The sequence below is a fragment of the Burkholderia sp. BCC1985 genome (genome assembly GCF_905339915.1).
Classification (GTDB): Bacteria; Pseudomonadota; Gammaproteobacteria; order Burkholderiales; family Burkholderiaceae; genus Burkholderia.
Window position 1 is genome coordinate 113,238 of the sequence record NZ_CAJPGY010000001.1, and the last position, 17,172, is coordinate 130,409.

14 protein-coding genes are annotated in these 17,172 nt (G+C 56.1%); 4 read left to right on the plus strand and 10 right to left on the minus strand.

Annotation, left to right across the window (positions count from 1 at the left end):
* Positions 1-113: 113 nt before the first annotated feature.
* Together U4Z31_RS00555 and U4Z31_RS00560 are read right to left on the minus strand one after the other, a co-directional pair.
* Entirely contained in the window at positions 114-593 is a 480-nt protein-coding gene (locus tag U4Z31_RS00555) for a PaaI family thioesterase (protein ID WP_124570151.1), read from the minus strand.
* Positions 590-904: a Dabb family protein gene (locus U4Z31_RS00560; protein WP_121858954.1), complete on the minus strand. Its 315-nt coding sequence runs from the start codon at positions 902-904 to the stop codon at positions 590-592. Before U4Z31_RS00560 ends, U4Z31_RS00555 begins: the two co-directional genes overlap by 4 nt.
* 178 nt (positions 905-1,082) lie before the next feature.
* Here U4Z31_RS00560 and U4Z31_RS00565 point away from each other — a divergent pair, with 178 nt between their 5' ends.
* Together U4Z31_RS00565 and U4Z31_RS00570 are read left to right on the plus strand one after the other, a co-directional pair.
* Complete coding sequence (locus U4Z31_RS00565; RefSeq protein ID WP_321809177.1) at positions 1,083-2,312, plus strand: tyrosine-type recombinase/integrase; 1,230 nt, start codon at positions 1,083-1,085, stop codon at positions 2,310-2,312.
* A 36-nt stretch (positions 2,313-2,348) separates the two neighbouring features.
* A complete protein-coding gene (locus tag U4Z31_RS00570; RefSeq protein ID WP_321809178.1) occupies positions 2,349-3,047 on the plus strand; it encodes a hypothetical protein in 699 nt (232 codons plus the stop codon).
* A gap of 662 nt (positions 3,048-3,709) precedes the next feature.
* On the opposite strand, the gene U4Z31_RS00575 is transcribed toward U4Z31_RS00570, so the two are convergent.
* From U4Z31_RS00575 to U4Z31_RS00610, 8 genes are all read right to left on the minus strand, one after another.
* Positions 3,710-4,417, minus strand: coding sequence for a hypothetical protein (locus U4Z31_RS00575; RefSeq protein WP_321809179.1), 708 nt, complete (start codon positions 4,415-4,417; stop codon positions 3,710-3,712).
* 6 nt (positions 4,418-4,423) lie between these two features.
* Positions 4,424-4,924 (minus strand): hypothetical protein, encoded by a 501-nt coding sequence (locus U4Z31_RS00580; protein ID WP_321809180.1) that lies wholly within the window; start codon positions 4,922-4,924, stop codon positions 4,424-4,426.
* The gene (locus U4Z31_RS00585) at positions 4,921-5,796 is read right to left on the minus strand and encodes a ParA family protein (RefSeq protein WP_321809181.1); all 876 of its coding nucleotides are present in this window, start codon (positions 5,794-5,796) and stop codon (positions 4,921-4,923) included. The genes U4Z31_RS00580 and U4Z31_RS00585 overlap by 4 nt, the downstream gene beginning before the upstream one ends.
* Positions 5,797-6,188: 392 nt before the next feature.
* Positions 6,189-8,285: a helix-turn-helix transcriptional regulator gene (locus U4Z31_RS00590; protein ID WP_321809182.1), complete on the minus strand. Its 2,097-nt coding sequence runs from the start codon at positions 8,283-8,285 to the stop codon at positions 6,189-6,191.
* Between the two features lie 165 nt (positions 8,286-8,450).
* A complete protein-coding gene (locus tag U4Z31_RS00595; RefSeq protein ID WP_321809183.1) occupies positions 8,451-9,098 on the minus strand; it encodes a hypothetical protein in 648 nt (215 codons plus the stop codon).
* A 209-nt stretch (positions 9,099-9,307) separates the two neighbouring features.
* A complete protein-coding gene (locus U4Z31_RS00600) occupies positions 9,308-11,074 on the minus strand; it encodes a GmrSD restriction endonuclease domain-containing protein (RefSeq protein WP_321809184.1) in 1,767 nt (588 codons plus the stop codon).
* A 1,544-nt stretch (positions 11,075-12,618) separates the two neighbouring features.
* Positions 12,619-12,951, minus strand: a complete 333-nt coding sequence (locus U4Z31_RS00605; protein WP_321809185.1) for a hypothetical protein — start codon at positions 12,949-12,951, stop codon at positions 12,619-12,621.
* A complete protein-coding gene (locus U4Z31_RS00610; RefSeq protein WP_321809186.1) occupies positions 12,948-14,069 on the minus strand; it encodes a sensor histidine kinase in 1,122 nt (373 codons plus the stop codon). The genes U4Z31_RS00605 and U4Z31_RS00610 overlap by 4 nt, the downstream gene beginning before the upstream one ends.
* Positions 14,070-14,282: 213 nt before the next feature.
* Between U4Z31_RS00610 and U4Z31_RS00615 the strand changes: the two genes are divergently transcribed.
* Both U4Z31_RS00615 and U4Z31_RS00620 read left to right on the plus strand, forming a co-directional pair.
* Positions 14,283-14,597, plus strand: coding sequence for a hypothetical protein (locus tag U4Z31_RS00615; protein WP_321809187.1), 315 nt, complete (start codon positions 14,283-14,285; stop codon positions 14,595-14,597).
* Between the two features lie 329 nt (positions 14,598-14,926).
* A complete protein-coding gene (locus U4Z31_RS00620; RefSeq protein WP_321809291.1) occupies positions 14,927-17,086 on the plus strand; it encodes a hypothetical protein in 2,160 nt (719 codons plus the stop codon).
* Positions 17,087-17,172 lie beyond the last annotated feature (86 nt).

The following is a 17,172-nucleotide window of genomic DNA, read 5'->3' on the forward strand; positions in this document are numbered from 1 at the left end:
CGCGGGCGGCGCCGTGAGCGGACAAGCGTCACATGATGCCACGCCGCGCGGTGCCGGGCCGCCACGCAAAACGGCCCTGCCGGTGAAAAGGCAGGGCCGTTCGTCGAGGGCGCTTACGCGTCACTCGGGCCGGGCTGCGCATCCGGCGCGGTGCGGGTGCGTTGCCGCTTGATGTCGCGGCCCACCGCGAGCCGCCGCATGTACTTGAACGTGCCGAGCGCCTTCGCGACGAAGTTGCCGTCGCTGTCGCGCACTTCGCCTTCGCAATACGCCATCGTCGTCGAACGATGCATCACGCGTCCGTATGCGCGCAACTCGCCGCGTCCGGGCTGCATGAAGTTCACCTTCATCTCGACCGTGACGACGCCGACGCCGTCGTCGGTCAGGCTGCGCGCGGCCATCGCGAGCGCGATGTCCGACAGCGTCATCGTCACGCCGCCGTGCGCGATGCTCCACGTGTTCATGTGCCGCTCGTCGAGCGGCAGCACGATCTCGCTCGCACCGTCCTTCGCGGACACGAGCCGCACGCCGAGCAGGTCGACGAACGGGCTTTCGATCGACGGGCCGGCCGCCGGGGATGTTGCGTCGCTCATCGTGCGCTGTCGGACAGGTAGTCGACGCACTGGCGCGATTCGGCCACCGCCACGATGAACTTCTTCACTTCCTGGTGAACCGGGTGCACCTGATACGCATCGAGCGCGGCCTGGTCCGTGAAATCGGACACGAGCACGACGTCGGACGTCGCTTCGAGGCCCGGCGTCGCGATGCCGACGTCGAGTTGCAGGATGCCCGGCACGAGGTCGCGGCAGCCTTCGAGCTTTTCCTTCAGCTTCAGCGCGTTCTGCGCGCGCGTGCCGCCTTCGGCCGATTCCTTCAGCTTCCACATGACGATGTGTCTGATCACTTCGTTCGCTCCAGTTCGTGTTGGTTCGGGAATTTGCCCCCAATCCCTTACCAGTTGGGCGTTCTACGCCCTTCCATTGTTCGCTTACGTTCGCCGGAAATCGTGTCCAGCCAAGAAAAAAGGGGGTACAAAAAGGGAATCATTTCGACGATCCAGAGACGATACCCCCTTTTTCACCGTGCCACTTACCGACATCAAGATCCGACAAGCGAAGGCAGGGAACAAGCCTACCAAACTTACCGACGGCAATGGACTGTATCTGTTGGTGAAGCCGTCCGGCTCCAAGCTTTGGCGATACAAGTACCGAATTGCGGGGAAGGAGAATCTCTTCGCGATCGGCGAGTATCCAACGGTCAGCCTTCAAGACGCACGCGCGGCGCGTGACGATGCCCGCGAACTCGTCAAGAAGGGACTGCACCCGTCGCATATGCGACAGGAAGTGCTGTCGGCGCGTATCGACGAAGGCAAAGCAACTTTTCGCGCAGTCAGCGACGAGTGGCTTGAGAAGAAGCGGAAGACTTGGACCGAGCGGCACTTTGGCGAGATTCTGCGCATGCTCGAAGCCGATGCGTACCCGTTCATCGGGAACCGCCCCATGCGCTCTGTTACCGCCCATGACGTGCTTGCTTTGATGCGTCGCGTCGAAGAGCGCGGCTCGCCTTCCGTAGCGATCAAACTGCGCCAGTACGTATCCAACGTGTTCCAGTATGCGGTGATCACACTGCGAGCTGATACAGATCCCGCATCGGTGCTGCGTGGCTCGGTCCTGAAACCCCCGACAGAGAATGCTCGGGCGTTGAGCCGTGAAGAACTCAAGAAGCTCTTTCGCCAGCTTCCGACCTACAAGAGCAGACGAACCGCGATTGCGATTCGATTGCTGATGATGCTGTTTCCGCGAACGATCGAGCTTTGCCGTGCGCGATGGGAAGAAATCGACCTGGGAACCGCCGAATGGAAGGTGCCTCCGGAGAAAATCAAATCACGACGCCTGCACATCGTTCCCCTTCCCTCGCAAGCGGTGAAACTGCTGCGCGAGTTGCAGGAGATGTACGGAAATCGCGGGTATATCCTGCCGATTCTGCATAGCAATCGAAAGCGCCCACACATGAGTCGCGCAACGATCAACAGGGCGATCGACTACATGGTCCCGGACAACCCCGAACCAATAACTGGCCACGACTTTCGTGCAACAGCGTCGACCAACCTCCATGAAATGGGGTGGAAGGACGAAGTCATTGAAATGCAGTTGTCGCACAAAGATAAGGACAGGACTCGCTCGACATACAATCATGCTAAGTATTTGCCGGAGCGTCGGGGAATGATGCAAGCTTGGACAGACTGGCTTGGCGAAGTCGAAAGAGAGGCGCTGGCCAACGTCGCACCTGCGAGCGCCACCGTCAATGATTGATAATTGAAAAACAAAAGATATACATGGGGTAGCGACATGACCGGAATTATCAGAAAAACAAAAAATTGGCTTCAAGATAACAAAATTATCTTTGAAATAGGCTCAGCCTTGTGTATCGGCCTGGCATCTCTGTGTGTATCTTTTTTTTCGTGGCGCACAAGCGAGGCGCAATTGAAGGTTGCGCAGGCGGGCCTCACACCGAATATCTATACCAAGAGAGAGCTTAAGTTTGACCCCACAGATCAGAAATATAACAACGATATTCTCGAAGTGATAAATTCCGGAGGAGCCATACACAACACAGAGATTAACGTGGCGACGTTTATTCGGGTTCGAATTTACGACGACGGAAAATCGCGATCTGTTTACGTTCCTGTAAACGGATACTATTTCCCCCAATACAGGACCGGAGAACCAACCGGCGTCCTAGCGACGTTTACCGGATACGATAATAACAAAAAATTTTCTAATTTATTCCGATCATCAATTGGAAATGGAGATGGATCATCCGAAGTCGAAATTGATTTAGTCAGGGTCGTTAAAGTCAAATATATTGACCATTTGGACCGCAAGAATACCATGTATTTCATTAACTCAGAATTAACAGATGGACCCGACGCTGAGGCGATGTTAAAGACCAGCCATATAATGCCAATGCTCGATATTGACACCGTATCATTACAAGACATTGTGTCCAAGGCAAAAAATGATAAGCGCCTTTACCAGCGCGATTGACTTCCACTCGCAGCTGCGGTCGAGTCGCAGAACGTTAGCTTCGGGACTTGCCGACGATGGCAGGTATGCGCCCTCGTAGTTCAGGGGATGTAATGAGAAGCGTAACGCTTACCCAGTATGGATCCCGCCCCTTGCTGTAGCAGATTCGTAGCATGCAAAAAAGCCCGCTTGCAGCGGGCTTTCGTGTTTCTGGGCAACGATCCCGCCGCTTGGGTGCAAAGCAACTTGCAGTGCCCGATGATGCAGCAGTACCTGCGCCTTATCTGACAAGACTCGGTGCACAAACCTGCGCCAAGACCTACTCCGCCCTTATTTGGGATCGACCGTTACCGACCCACAACAGCCTTTCGATCTCGTGCGAGGACTACGGCAGGTGGCAAACCGGAGCGGCCATTCGTCGTCCGTCTCCACTGGCTTGCTGGCCGTAGCCGACGCTTGGGGGCAGGTGGCAGTGCGCCGGCCCCGGGTTGGTTTGCTGACGCTCGCAAGCCGGTCTCCGGATGGTAGGTCACGGTGGCGCGCGCAGTCCCCAAAACACTACGTACATCACCCGCACTGGCATCAAGCTCGACCCCAACGCGCATTCGGTGCAAAAGTTACAATTCTCACTTGGCCCAACGAGTCTTCCAGATCTCGGCGTCACCAATCACGGCGCAATTCAGTTAGTGTCCGTCTAGCTTCAATATCAGCTTAGCCTTGCCGTCCAATCCCGATAGCAACTTACCCTTCGAAGTTTGTGAAAAATGGTCCCATAGTTCGCGTGCGACCGTGCATAAAAATAGGCGATGCACAATAGTTTCGCCTTTGCAGAATATATCGACCGCAGATTCTGTAATTTTTACATCGTATGCGGTTTTAGATAACTCAGTCTGATTGTTCCAAATTCCTGGCAACTGGCCGTGGACGATCGACGAGATGAGGCTATACCACGTTTCAAGGTCGCCGATGAGCGACAAGTGTTGCTGCGACTGCGTAAAATCAACTGTATGGTTTTTATGGAAATCAATTATTTCATTTTTATCTATAAAATATTTTGGATTTCTTACAAGCGTCTCCAATTCTTTCGAATGACATCGAAAAAACGTATAGTAGAGCGCGTTTTCCAGCATGCTTCTTATCGAACCGGCCGCGGCTCTATAGAGCGCTAACGACAGACTAGCGGCAACCAGTTGCCCCGCCGTTTGCATTTCTCGAACGAAGCTCAAGGCTGGATTTCCTTGATCGGCGGCCTCTAATTGCTTAGACCATATAGCCATTCTCAGGCTCGCGTTTGAAATTTTTTCGACAGCCATGTCATTGGAAATGAATGTTTTTACATTCTCATTCCAGTCAACAGTCGTGAGCGCATTCTTTAAATATTTGGATGGCATATTGTGTTAGCGATTATGTCTTTCCGATATACCTTTCAGATACTCGTCATCGCGCTTTTCGCCAGCCAATAGATTAAATAGCTCGTATCTTTGCTCCTGCGATGAATGAAGGAAGAATGTCTCAACTATTCTAGTTATACTGCTCTCCGTGGATAGATTATTGGCCACGTTGCTGTCAACCTTGTTTAGAATATTCAGCAATGCTGCCTTGCTGAGCCGCTTGCGCTTAGCGATCTGCATTATCTCGTCAAGCAGCTCCTCGGGCGAATTGCTCCTATTTTCCCGCTCTGACTCGGATTTTTCTGCGCTCAAAATTACTTGTGACCATGCTCCGTGGCCTTCTATTGCTGAGTAAACAGTACCCACTATCTCAGAAAAATCAAAGCCAAAGTCAGGGCTACGCAATATATTGACAACCGCGCGGCGTTCATTTTGAGAAAACTCCTCTTTTAAGAGAGAGGAAATGAAAATCCTAATTAGGCGGTCGCGAACATCTTTTTTACTCATTTCGATGTGCCCATTTTGGAAATAAACTCGGCAGTAACTGCGCGAAGGTTCTGAAATGCTTCGGTACTATAAGAGGCGCTGCTGTGCCAAACGAAGCCCTTCCCACCCTCCGGATCAGAGAAAGCCTTGTACTTTTTCAGAGTTCTGTCGAGGCAATATTTACCATATCGGGGATTGCTGCGGATCTCGGATTCTTGTTTCGATATGCCTGTTCGCGGAGCAAGATTAAATAAAATGTGAGGAGTTACCGCTGGCCCAACACCGCCCTTTGCCCTAATAAACTCCATCATCAATCCAATGCCACGAGTCGAAAATTTTTGAGGGCTTACCGGTATTAAAACATGTTGCGAATTTTGCAACGCTGTTTTTGTAAATAATGAACCGGCAGGATGGCAGTCGATGAATATATAATCATACTGCTCACGGCATTCATTTATGAATTTCTGAAACCGCTCTTCGATGGGTTTCGTGTTCGCGTTTGCTTGCCCCAAGGCGACGTACATCAAATCCAATGTTGATGGAATGATGTCGAAAATGTTTCCTCCGTGCATCGTCATGACTCGAGTTGCAAGCGTTGATACAGGAGGCGGTTTGTGATTACCCGGAACCTGCAATTGATACGGGTTCAGATCGGAATCATCTTCCAACAGAATCGAGATGGATGTCTTCCGTTGCTTTTCCAAATCAAAATACGTTTTAGCAGGCAGATAAGCTTGCGAAAGATTAAACTGCGGATCGTAGTCGATCGCAAGAACCTTCACTGGAGGCGCGCCCGTTCGCACCATGCGCGTTAGCATGCCGGCGACGTGAATCGCAACGGTGGTCTTGCCAACGCCGCCTTTCATATTCATGACAGTTACTACTTGCCCCATAGGTCCGCTCCGATATTTGTTTTCTTAGTGGTCAAGCCAGCCGTAGCGCGCGGTGAACCATGACGCCCAAATTTTCGCAAATTCTGGGCTCATCGGGGCCGAATATGTGAAAAAAAACGGTCGTTCATTGCGCGCTACGCTTATTTTTCAGTGTTCGCTTCCCGATGATCGTCTGTTTCCTGTGCGGAGCGGTCGCTCGCATGACGCCATGAGCGCCGCGGCGAGTAGCTGAACGTGGCCGGCAGCCGTCTCCCGCCATCCCCAGCGACAAACCGGCCGGATGGCGAACTTCGAGCGGTTCCGTCCGGCCCACTGGCAAACTCAGACTGCCAAAGCAACTTTTTTTCGGGTCATACGAGCACGCAAACCGCAGCAATACCTGCTACCGTCAACTATGCCGCCGTCGTCCCGTCATCCGGCGAAAGTTCGATAATTCGACTCCCCGGATGGATCATGATGCGGACGACGTCACCAGAGTCGTACCCCTGCGCAAGCATCGCTTGAACCAGACGATTCAGGACTGTCGCCCCCGACGAGCGGTTGACGCAGTCAACGGTCGACGCAGAATCTCGCACACTATATTCCCCCTCCGGAACGTGCGGCACAGCGGACGCCGGTATGAGACATACCTTACTCTCTACGGCAAACTCGGTAATGACGTAAGCAAAACTCACGCTTCCGTCGGAGTGACGACGTACCTCAATCCGGTTGGGCGCTCCCTCACGTGGCGACGTAGCGCGTGCAAAAGCGGTGGGGTCGACGGGTCGTCCAATGATGGCGTAAACGCCGTGGCTGACGAGGCGTACGACTGGCGTCGTCATAAGGGCCGCCGAGAACGTGATTAACTTGATATCGTGAAGCGCTGACCTCAGCTCAAAACGACTAGCCACGCCGTCCCTCGCCTCCAACGCTGCAACCAAGCGCAATTCCGTCTCCGATAGTTCCATGGCGGGGTTCAGCGTAGTGTTCGCCCGATAATCGTCATGCTGGACAACATGAAGCCATGAAACTCGCTCAAGAACTGCGCGCGCTATATGGATCGGCGGAATGAGCATGAGGGTGCGATCACGATCGAACTCCACCGTCGCTGTGCGACTCCGGAATCGCATAATCGCGGCCAGCAGGTCATCGATGTCGACTCGTCCACGCGCAACAGCGAAGATCTTCCGGGCGACGCTCAGAATAACATTGTGGCTGGGTTTTTCTGATCCAAACCAGAACCAAGACCGGTCGGCATCGAGCCACTCAAAGCCATCTACCGACTGGAGCATATTGACGAGACTCGTATAGTTGCGTCCATGCGCGAGTGACACGGTGCCAGCGACCGTAGGGAGAAGAGCCACGCCGCAGGAGCGGATCATCGCATACGCAATGCTACGCACTGCCTTAATGTCGTCGGCAAGCGCGACGTCATCCTCGCCTGGACCATACGCCCATAAGTCGATGCGCGAGCCGCCAGGTTGAGAGATGGGCTCACTTATTCGAACGATGCGTTTTCCAAGCAGATCATTGGCAAAGGTGCTTGCGCCCTCCAGCGTCAGATATTCACCCAGTTGAGCACGGAGTTGGCTGTTCAGCACGGACACTGGACAGGGCAAATGAGGAGCACACTGAAGTGCCAAGGCGTCGAGCACCGGAATATCAAATTCAAACTGCGAAGATCTCTCGATCAATTTCTCGATAATCTGACGCACGCGCTCTCTGGTGATTCCGAGCGGAGCAGCAAGTTCGTTTAGCGTATTGCCTTCCGCGCCACCTACCCCATAGCGACATGCAAAAAGGTCCGCGTCGCGCTGTGCCCCCGCATCTATCCGCCGATCGGGAAAGGCGAGATTCCGTCCTCGCGTAGCGAGACAGATCGCAACCTTGCGGATCGCATCGCTTATCGTATCGGCATTAATGGTCACCCGTTGTCGTTTGCTCGGAGGAGTCATCGGCTCTTCGCCGTCGGGCGCAAGGAGCCACCCGGCAGGTAACGCAAGAGCCGTCTCCCATGCGTACAGACGATCGATGTGAATCGTACGGGGAAGTTCTCCTTTTTCCCATTTCAGCAAAGTCTGGATGGATATGCCGGCCCACTCGCTAACCTGCGCCCGCGTCAGCCCGAGCTTGCGCCGACGTGCGTAAGCCCGTAGACCCAATGCATGGCCAGCGACCGTCGGAATTAACACTCGATCAGATTGAACTGAAGCCGCAATGGAGATGGGCTCGGGCTGCGCAATAACAATGTCGGAGACGAGCTTTCCATCTGGTGACAACAGCCATCCGACGGGTACCTGAAGTGCAGCTTCCCACGCCTCGATTCGAGTCGGTGTCATGCTGGCGGGCAAATCGCCCGATTCCCATCGAGCAATTGTCTGCGGCGTCACATCGACAAGCGCCGCCATTTCCGAGACCGACTTTCCCAATGCCTCACGGCGAATGCGGGCGCGAGCCGCGAGATCGGGCGCTAGTGATCGCTGGATATATTTCCGGAATTCGGTTTTCACAGATCAGCGTAGCCGGCGGTGCCATGCTCTCTTTTGATTGGCACCAGAAAAATTCGAACCCGCGCCTCCGGTGCGTAAGCGCTCTATCACACAATAATAAATGAATGTGATAGAGGGCCTAAAGGCAGCAGATATAGGCGATGCCCGGTACAGCGAGACTGGTGATTAGTGTGAGGACGTTCGCTTCGCGGGCCAGAGATCGAGGAACGCATCGGACAGGCGTCGACGTTCCAGCCAGCGCTCAGAGAGATCTACGCCGTCGATCGTGTGCCACATCACCGCGCCGCGATCGGAAAAACCGGTCGGCAGGATATGAGCGCGTGTAGGATCGTCTTTCACTTTCGCATAAATATACGGCTCGTCTCCATCACGCGGCGGAACCCGCTGAAATTCCAAAGGTGCTTTCAGCTTTCTGTCTCGAGCGATTTCATGCTTCTCGACCGGTACGCGGACAGTACGCAGCTCATCATGCAACTTTGTGTAGTTCGTGCTGGCCGGGGCCAACTTACGCTCATCCAACAGCCGGATGATCTCGTACGCGGATCCTACCCAGAGCTCAGAAAACATAACGATACGTGACGTCGAATCCAGCAAAAGATCGGCCCGCGCATCCCGATGTGGTGCCGCTCGCTCATCCTCTAACGCGCGAACGAGAACATCGAGTTCGCCACACCGCTGAACCGAAACAGTCAGCAGTGACGCAGGAAGTAGACGGCCGATCGCAGACGAAACTTCAATCCACCGCGTCCGCACTTCGTGAAATTGTTGGTGCGCAAGAAGGAAAGCATTGGCCAACTGACGTGTCACGTCCATCGAGTCCCCCGGCGGCGTTGTTTACCACGGCAATAATATCGCGCGGCACGTGTCATTAACCTCGGACTCTAACTGCAGTTCGGACTAAAACCGGGGGCAGGTCACAGCTTCTCGACCAGTGGATAGCTTCTGTTCGGATGCCGGATGGGACCCAATAAAAAACAGGGGGCGTTGCCCCCTGTATTGCCCCTACCTTCGATTGCGACTAACTAGAAGCGCTGTGCGAGCCCGGCTACTTGCTTGGCGGTCGTCGCGATCTCCGTCGAGTCGCCGTTGCGCCAATACACATCCTCTCCGTAGTACGAAAGCTCTTTTTGCGGTGGCACTGTGAATACGATCACCCCCAGTCCGTAGAACGAGTTGTAGTCGATGTGCGAAAGAATTGAGTCGCGAAGTGCTGGGGACAACAACGATTTCTTGATCGCGTCCTTCCACTTCGTATAGTAGTCTTCGACCGAGAGTCCAAGCACTTTCGCTTCTCGAACTACACCGACAACATAACGTTTTCCGACTTTCTTTGGTTCAATACCGTCCAATTGCTTGACCCTTGCCGCGTCGGCATCTTTGTCGGTTACTCCGATTAGCACCTTCCCATCGCGTTGTGGGCCGTTATTCGCTATGGCACACAACGTCTTGACCACTTTTTCTATCAGAGCGTCATCTACTTTGCGGTCATTGCTGAGCATCAACATGCCCTGCTTCAATTCATAGTCAGAAAGCTCGATTTCTGATCGGCGGATAGTCGACTCAATATCGACCGTCGCGTGGTTGCCGTAAATCAGTTTTACTACGTCGGCCTTGACGAAGCCTCCAACAATCAGACCCTTGACCGTGTCGATGTTTTTGCGCCGTTCGGCAGGCGAGGTGGCACCTCGACTTGTGTCGATGCGATTGTATAATCCTGTAAGCCCCTTCTTTACAGCCGAGTAATCGGAAATGACCATTCCACCCTTTACGGTCAACTCATGAAAAGCAATGAGGATTATCGCAAACACCGCTGGGAACGCGTTGGTTGTTCCCTTCGTGAAAATGATGTTTCGGAGCTTTGCCTGGCCATCCGTATTACAAACGGTGAGTATTTGATCGAGGCAGAATTTAAATTCTTGAGAAAATTTGTCGGCGCCGTACACCTCAAGCGCATTGTTCACCCTCTCGCTCTCGGCGGTTGTCGAGTCATAAACCGCGTCGAGCGCATCCTTTGAGCGCTCAATCAGTTGACCACCAACAATGCACGTAGCGATATCGGCAATGCATTGCTCATCCATGCTATCCCGCAGGTCTGTTGAGCGAAGCACCCCTTGCTCGACCCACACCACTTCGTCCGCTTTGACCTCGTAACCGTGCTTTACCATGGGTAGGTCAATGCTGATACTAGGCATCGACTTAAGAGGGAGTATGTCCGCCGAGGCGTCTCCTCGCACGCCGCAAGCTATCAGTCGAACCATTTGTGAGAACTCATTTTCGACGCCTGCTTGGCGGCGTTCTTGGTCGCTCAAACGATGTCCGTAAGTATTAATTCGTCCGAAGACATCATTCACCTCGTCGTCCGTAGCATTTCTCATGACCGAAAGTGCAAGCGTGTAGTCGAGAACCGCGCTTACATCCTTTTGACCAATCCAGTTCTGAGTGTCTGCGATGGAAAATAGACCAGAATCAGCATTGGCCTTCGCGGTCGGAAAATGCTTGACGTCAAAATAATTTCCATCCAACGTCGAAAATCCGGTCTCAATAAAGGAAACAATTGCGTGTAACCGCTGGAGACCGTCGATAATTTCATAGCCATCTCCAGATTTCCTCTCGGCGATTAAGATCGCCGGAATCGGATACCGGTTTACAATTGACTCGATGAGGCGCTGCTTTTCTTCCAGCGTCCAAACTAGTTTTCGCTGATAGCGACGATTCACGAACAGCTTGTCCTCGCGATACATTGCGTACACGGACTGGATCGACGTCGGTTGGGATGCGAGCTCTGACATGGCGCCTCGACGAGTAAAAATAGGCATCATAAACCATCTCAAGGTATCAACGCGCTAGAACCACGATGCGTGGATGGGGACCGTTCAGCCGCCTATATCGGCCACCGCATGAGGTCCATGAGCGACCCGCAGTTCCGGCCGACGGCGCGACCCCACACCCTAGGCATGCGAACGTCAGTTATCTGAGGAAAGCCGCCGTTTAAGCTCTTTCATTGGGCACCGGCGAACGGCGGGAAATGGCCGGTAGGCAACACATGATCTGAGTACCACGCTTGTACCTACCCCCTCCGAACGGAGCAGGCTAGTTAAGCTTTTGCATAGTTTCAAGCGCGAACCTATCTTGAAGAGCGATTGCGAATTCGACAATTCGCCACCGCTCCACACGCTGTCGGCCTGTTACCCGACCGGTCCATATAACATTAAGGTGAAAAAATGAATAAGCTAGCTACATCACTGGAATCGCAAGATCTTCTCGATGCACTTGAAAAAATTCACCCTTTGAACGGCACATGCCAAATTACAATTTTGAACGGAACCCCACCCGACTGGAGAGTATCAATTGCGGCCGCGGGAATAAAGTTCTTTTACTCTGATGGAACCGACTATACGGACGGCCCTCGCCCAATCAATTTAGGACCCAACCAAACGGCGACCTTTCAAAGCAACAAGTCTAACGGTTGCGTGGTCGGCTATTTTGCTGCGGTCACTATAGTGGTTGATGGGCAATCCGACACGAAGACAGATAACTATACGGAGGAACCGAATAAGTGTTTAGCACACGCAACCATCAGGCTCGGCCCCGCTACAAGCTCAGTCTCGGAGGTTGATCTCGGCAAGCCGCTCACTAAGAGTTTGTCAATGACAACCTCTTAGTCTCGCGAGTACACGTTCAGCGACTACCCCACAGCGAAAGATGCTCTATTAACGATGTATTAAACGGGGCCCCGTAACCAGATTTTTGGAAGCCCCGTTTTCAGTGCTCGCTGACAATCTCGACCTCCGGAAAACAAACAAAGTTGACAATCCTCATTGGAAGCGCGCAGTTCGCCATCATCTTTGCAACCAATCCTTGGCAACCATTCGAGAACACCCGCGAGGCCGAGCGATGAGGAATACCAGGCCAGCGCGCAAAGCAACATTTGTCGTCACCGGAAACGGACAGGTCACTCTCTGCAGCGATACTCCACGCGACTACGGTGCACATCCAAGCAGTAGTACAGTTTGTGAGGCAGTTACGTCGTCTTCGTCCCAACGCGCACAAGCAGTCGAGTCTGTTCGCGGGGCAGAAACACGCGAAGTGTTATTGTCGATCAATTGACAGACAACCGCTTCCGCGAGTCGCTTCCATCAATTCAAAAAGGGGGTACCTAAGGGGGTATCAACGATCAGTTTTTTGACACACTTCTTTATTGATCAGCGACTTATTGTCGAGTATGTCAATGCAGCTTCCACATGACGATGTGTCTAATCACTTCCGTTGCTCCTGTTCGTGTTGGTTCGGCGGTTCGCCCAGAACCTTGTCAGCCGGGTATCACACAGCCTGTTCATCGTTCGCTCACGTTCGTCGAAATCGCGCCCTGCCGGGAAAAAAGCGGGTATCCAAGCCGGTACAAGTTCAAGACTCCAACCACGATACCCGCTTTTTCACCGTGCCACTTGCGGACGTCACGATCCGGCTGGCGAAAGCAGCCGACAAGCGTACCAAACTTGCCGGCGCGAATGGACGGCATCTTGAGATGCGCCCATCTGGCTAGAAGCGCTGACGGTATCGATACGGGATTGCCGGAAAGGAAATCGTATTCGCGATCGGCGAATCGCCCTCCGCATTCCGGTTGTAAGCCCCGCATGGCTGGCCGCCATCGCGAACCACGGTTCACGCGCCTCTCGGCAGGCGCACCTCGAATACTGTTTCCGTCGGATCGGACCGCGCGTCAATTCGGCCGTGATGTGCCTTTGCGATTTCGCTGGCGATGTACAAGCCGAGCCCCAACCCGACATCGTCACTCGCACTTGCCGATTGGTCGGCTCCGCGCTGAAGGGGGTCGAAAATGCGCTCCAGCGTGAGTCGGTCCATCGCCGGCCCTCTATTCCCAACCTCGATGAGCACTTCCTTGTCAGCCGATACCGCCGTCACCCGCACCGGCGTTTTGGACGCGCCATACTTGATCGCGTTGCTCACCAAATTACTCAGCAATTGCTGCATGCGCTGATCGTCCCAGTCCCCCCGGAGGTCGCCGCTTACGTCGACCTCGATTTCCCGATCCGGATGAGCCGCCCGCAGTTCGTCGACCACATTGGCGAGCACACGTGCGAGATCGACATTGCGCGGAACAACGTTGATGCCCAGCCCGAGCTGGGTTCGATTGAAATCGCAGAGATCGTCAAGGAGGCCTTGCATGCGCCCCCCGCTTCTGATCAGCCGGGCTGCGGCCTCCGATACTTCCTCTCCCGCATTGAGCGCCGCCAGATAAGTCGCCGTGATCTGAATGGTCTGCAGCGGCGTGCGCATGTCGTGACCCAGCATGCCCAACAACAAGTTGCGAGCCTGCTCGACCTGCTCGGTAAAGAAAGCGACGGATTCCGCGAGCGCCTGATCGATCGCCTCGTTGAAACGAATCATGTCGTCCATGTGAGGCAGCCCCGGCTGGCACTCGTCGATCCACAGGCGCAACACACTGGCACGCAGCGCCCGATACTCGGCCGCCAACTGATTGATGTTGAAGCCTCTTCGGGCGCGCAGCACGGCATGCGTCTGCGCGGCGGTCTCCGTGGCGTTCATCGGCTCGGGCGCGCGCCCGAGCGATTTTTCGTGTTGCTCGTCCCGCGTTTGCGGGGTGCCGATGTCCTTGGCCACGGCCTCGAGGATCTGCCGTGAATGGTCGCGTAGCGCGAACGAGTCCATGCCCTTTGCGGCCGGTAACAGCGTGGCGGCAAACGCTTCCCACTGCACCAGGATCGACTCCATGTTCCGCACGATGAAATCAGCTAGTCGCATGTCGCCCCACATAACGAAATGAACGGTGGATGCTCCTGTGATACCGCACGAGATCACGCGAATACCAACGATCGAAGACGCTTACATGGCAAGCCGCGCGCAAACCCGTTGTCAGGTGCCCTCTATCGTATGGTGATTTGCCCGACCCCAAGACGGGCCAGCGCGCGAAGCCGCAACCGCTAATGTGCAACAACTCGTGGTAACGCGAACTTCGTGGTTACCCGTCAAAGGCGCGGCTACGCCTGGCCATCAAGGCAACTTTCACGACCTGCGCTTCGCGTTTTTCGAATCGGCCATTGCCGCGCCCGCCACCGATCCCTCCGCACAACGGTCATGGCGGACGACACTGCAGTCGCCATGCGTTTCATGCATTGCCGATTAATCTTCGATTTGAAGCGCCATTTCGGATCAATCGACCGGTCGTTATCCGGATTCATTATTCATTTCGACGAAATTGCATCTTTTACCGGCTCGCCGGGTAATAATTACAGAAATCAAATAAAACACATCGAAATTGATCGAGCATGATTGACTTTGGCTTTCATGAAAATCTAGAATCCCCTACAACATCTTTCATCTGATCTTTTTCAGCACCGACAGAGCCTCATCCTTCGCCCGCCGAAAGCGCTCTCCATCGACTTCACCCGTTTCGTGACGGGTGGTATGGGCTATCGTTTTCCATATTCATCCTTTATCGCCTCCCGATTAAAAAACGGTTCAATTCGTCCCGCAAGCATCACACCACGATTAATCCGGCATTTTCCGAATGCCTGCGACGCAGAACGAAGCGGATCGCCGTCCGCTCATCCGGGCATTTCGATAAAAAAATCGCAGTCGTCAGGAGGGTCGTCATGAACGTGCATCGCTTCACGAAATCGCTGTATCTGGGATTCGTCTGCGCCGCCCTGCTGGCCGCCTGCAACGACGACGACGTCCATTCAAACGACCCGCCACCCTCTTCCAGCGCCGCGCTGTCGTTCCGCATGGACGCCGGCGGGCAGATCAACGCGTTCTACCGGCAGGACAAGGTCGCCGCCCATCTGCTGGTGCGCTCGTCGACGAAGCCGCGTCTGCTTGTCGTGTTTCCGGCCGGCAACAGCGGCACCGGGCTGTGGTTCGACGACACCGCGCAGCCGGTGAACTGGAGCCTCGACACGCCACCGTCCGCACTGTCGGCACCCGACCCGCAGGGCCGCCCGCTGTACGGCATCGGCGCCGACGTGTCGGTCGACACCGACACGCTGACGATCCGCCAGGGCGTGCTCAGCAACGTGCGCTTCCTGCGCGACTTCAACGGCGGCGCGACGATTCCGCCGGAGATCGTCACCGCCCCGACGATCCAGGGCAGCGCCGCGCAATGGCAGCGCGACCGGCTCGACGGCGCCCCCGGCTACGCACTGCGCATCACGCTGCGTGACGGCGGCAGCATCGCGACGGCCGCGGACGGCAAGCTGGTGCTGCGCGCGGCGGCCGGTACGCGCACGCTGAAGCTGCATGTCGACGCGCTGTCGGGCGAGACGCCGATGTCGCCGATCACGCGCGCCGACCTGCTCGCCCCGTCCGCGAATCCCGACCCGGTCAGCCAGAACGTGCTCGAATTCCTGAGCTTCCACGACAAGCTGCTGGCCGGCTCGTGGCAGTACGACACCTACTTCGGCCGCGACACGCTGATTTCGGTGCGCATGCTGATGCCGGTGCTCGAACCGGCGGCGATCGAGGCCGGCCTGACGTCGGTACTGAGCCGCCTGTCGAACGACGGCAAGGTCGCGCACGAGGAAGGCATCGGCGAATTCGCACTGGTCGACAACGCGAAGCACGGCCGGCCGAACGATGCGACGCCGACCTACGACTACAAGATGATCGACAGCGACTACCTGCTCGCGCCGATCGCGGCGGCGTGGCTGATCGACGACACGCGCGGCCAGGCGCGCGCGACCGCCTATCTCGCGCAACGCGGCGGCGACGGTCAGACCAATGGCAGCCGGCTCGTCGTCAACCTGCTGCACGTCGCGGCGACCGCGCAGCCGTTCGCGCAGCAGCCGTCGGTTGCGAACCTGATCCACCTGCGGCCCGGCGAGATCGTCGGCAACTGGCGCGACAGCACCGACGGGCTCGGCGGCGGCGTCTATCCGTACGACGTGAACGCGGTGCTCGTGCCGGCCGCGCTGCGCGCGGCGAACGCGTTCCTCACGCGCGGCCTGCTCGATCCGTACCTGGACGCCGGGCAACGCGCGGCACTCGCGAGCACGGCGGCCGAAGCGGCCACGTGGGAACGGCAGGCGCCGCCGCTGTTCCAGGTGAGCGTGCCGGCCGCACAGGCGGCGACCGACGTGTCGGCGTATGCGCCGTCGGCCGGCGTACCGGCCGGCACCGCGCCGGGCGCGCCGCTCACGTTCTACGCGTTGTCGCTCGACCAGCAGGGCACGCCGGTTCCGGTGATGAATTCCGACGGCGGCTTCGCGCTGCTGTTCGGCACGCCGCCGGACGACGAACTCCAGCGCATCGTCGCCGACGTCACGCGGCCCTTCCCGACCGGGCTCGTCACCGATGTCGGGATGGTGATCGCGAATCCCGCGTATGCGAGCCAGGCACTGTGGCCGAAGTTCACGAGTTCCGCGTATCACGGCACCGTGATCTGGTCGTGGCAGCAGGCGATGTGGGTCGCCGGGCTCGATCGGCAACTCGCGCGCCAGGATCTGTCGGACACGACACGCGCGCTGCTGACGCAGGCACGGCAGACGATCTGGCAAGTGATCTCGAACGGGCGCGACATGCGCACGTCGGAGATGTGGACGTGGTCGTACGTGAACGGCCGGTATCAGACCGACGCGTTCGGCACGCGCAGCGCGGACGCGACCGAGGCCAATGCGGCGCAGCTGTGGAGTACGACGTATCTCGCGATTCGTGATCCGCAACTGCGGACCGGCAAGTACTGGTGGCAGGCGATGGAGCGGATGAAGGATGCGCAGCCACAGCAGGCGGCGGCCATCGCGGCGCGCCGGACGATGCACCAATGAAACGAAAGCCCCGCGCGCATATTCGCGTACGGGGCTTCATTCAGGCCGGACTCGAACCGCGCGGACATCGCATCGCGCCGCCATTG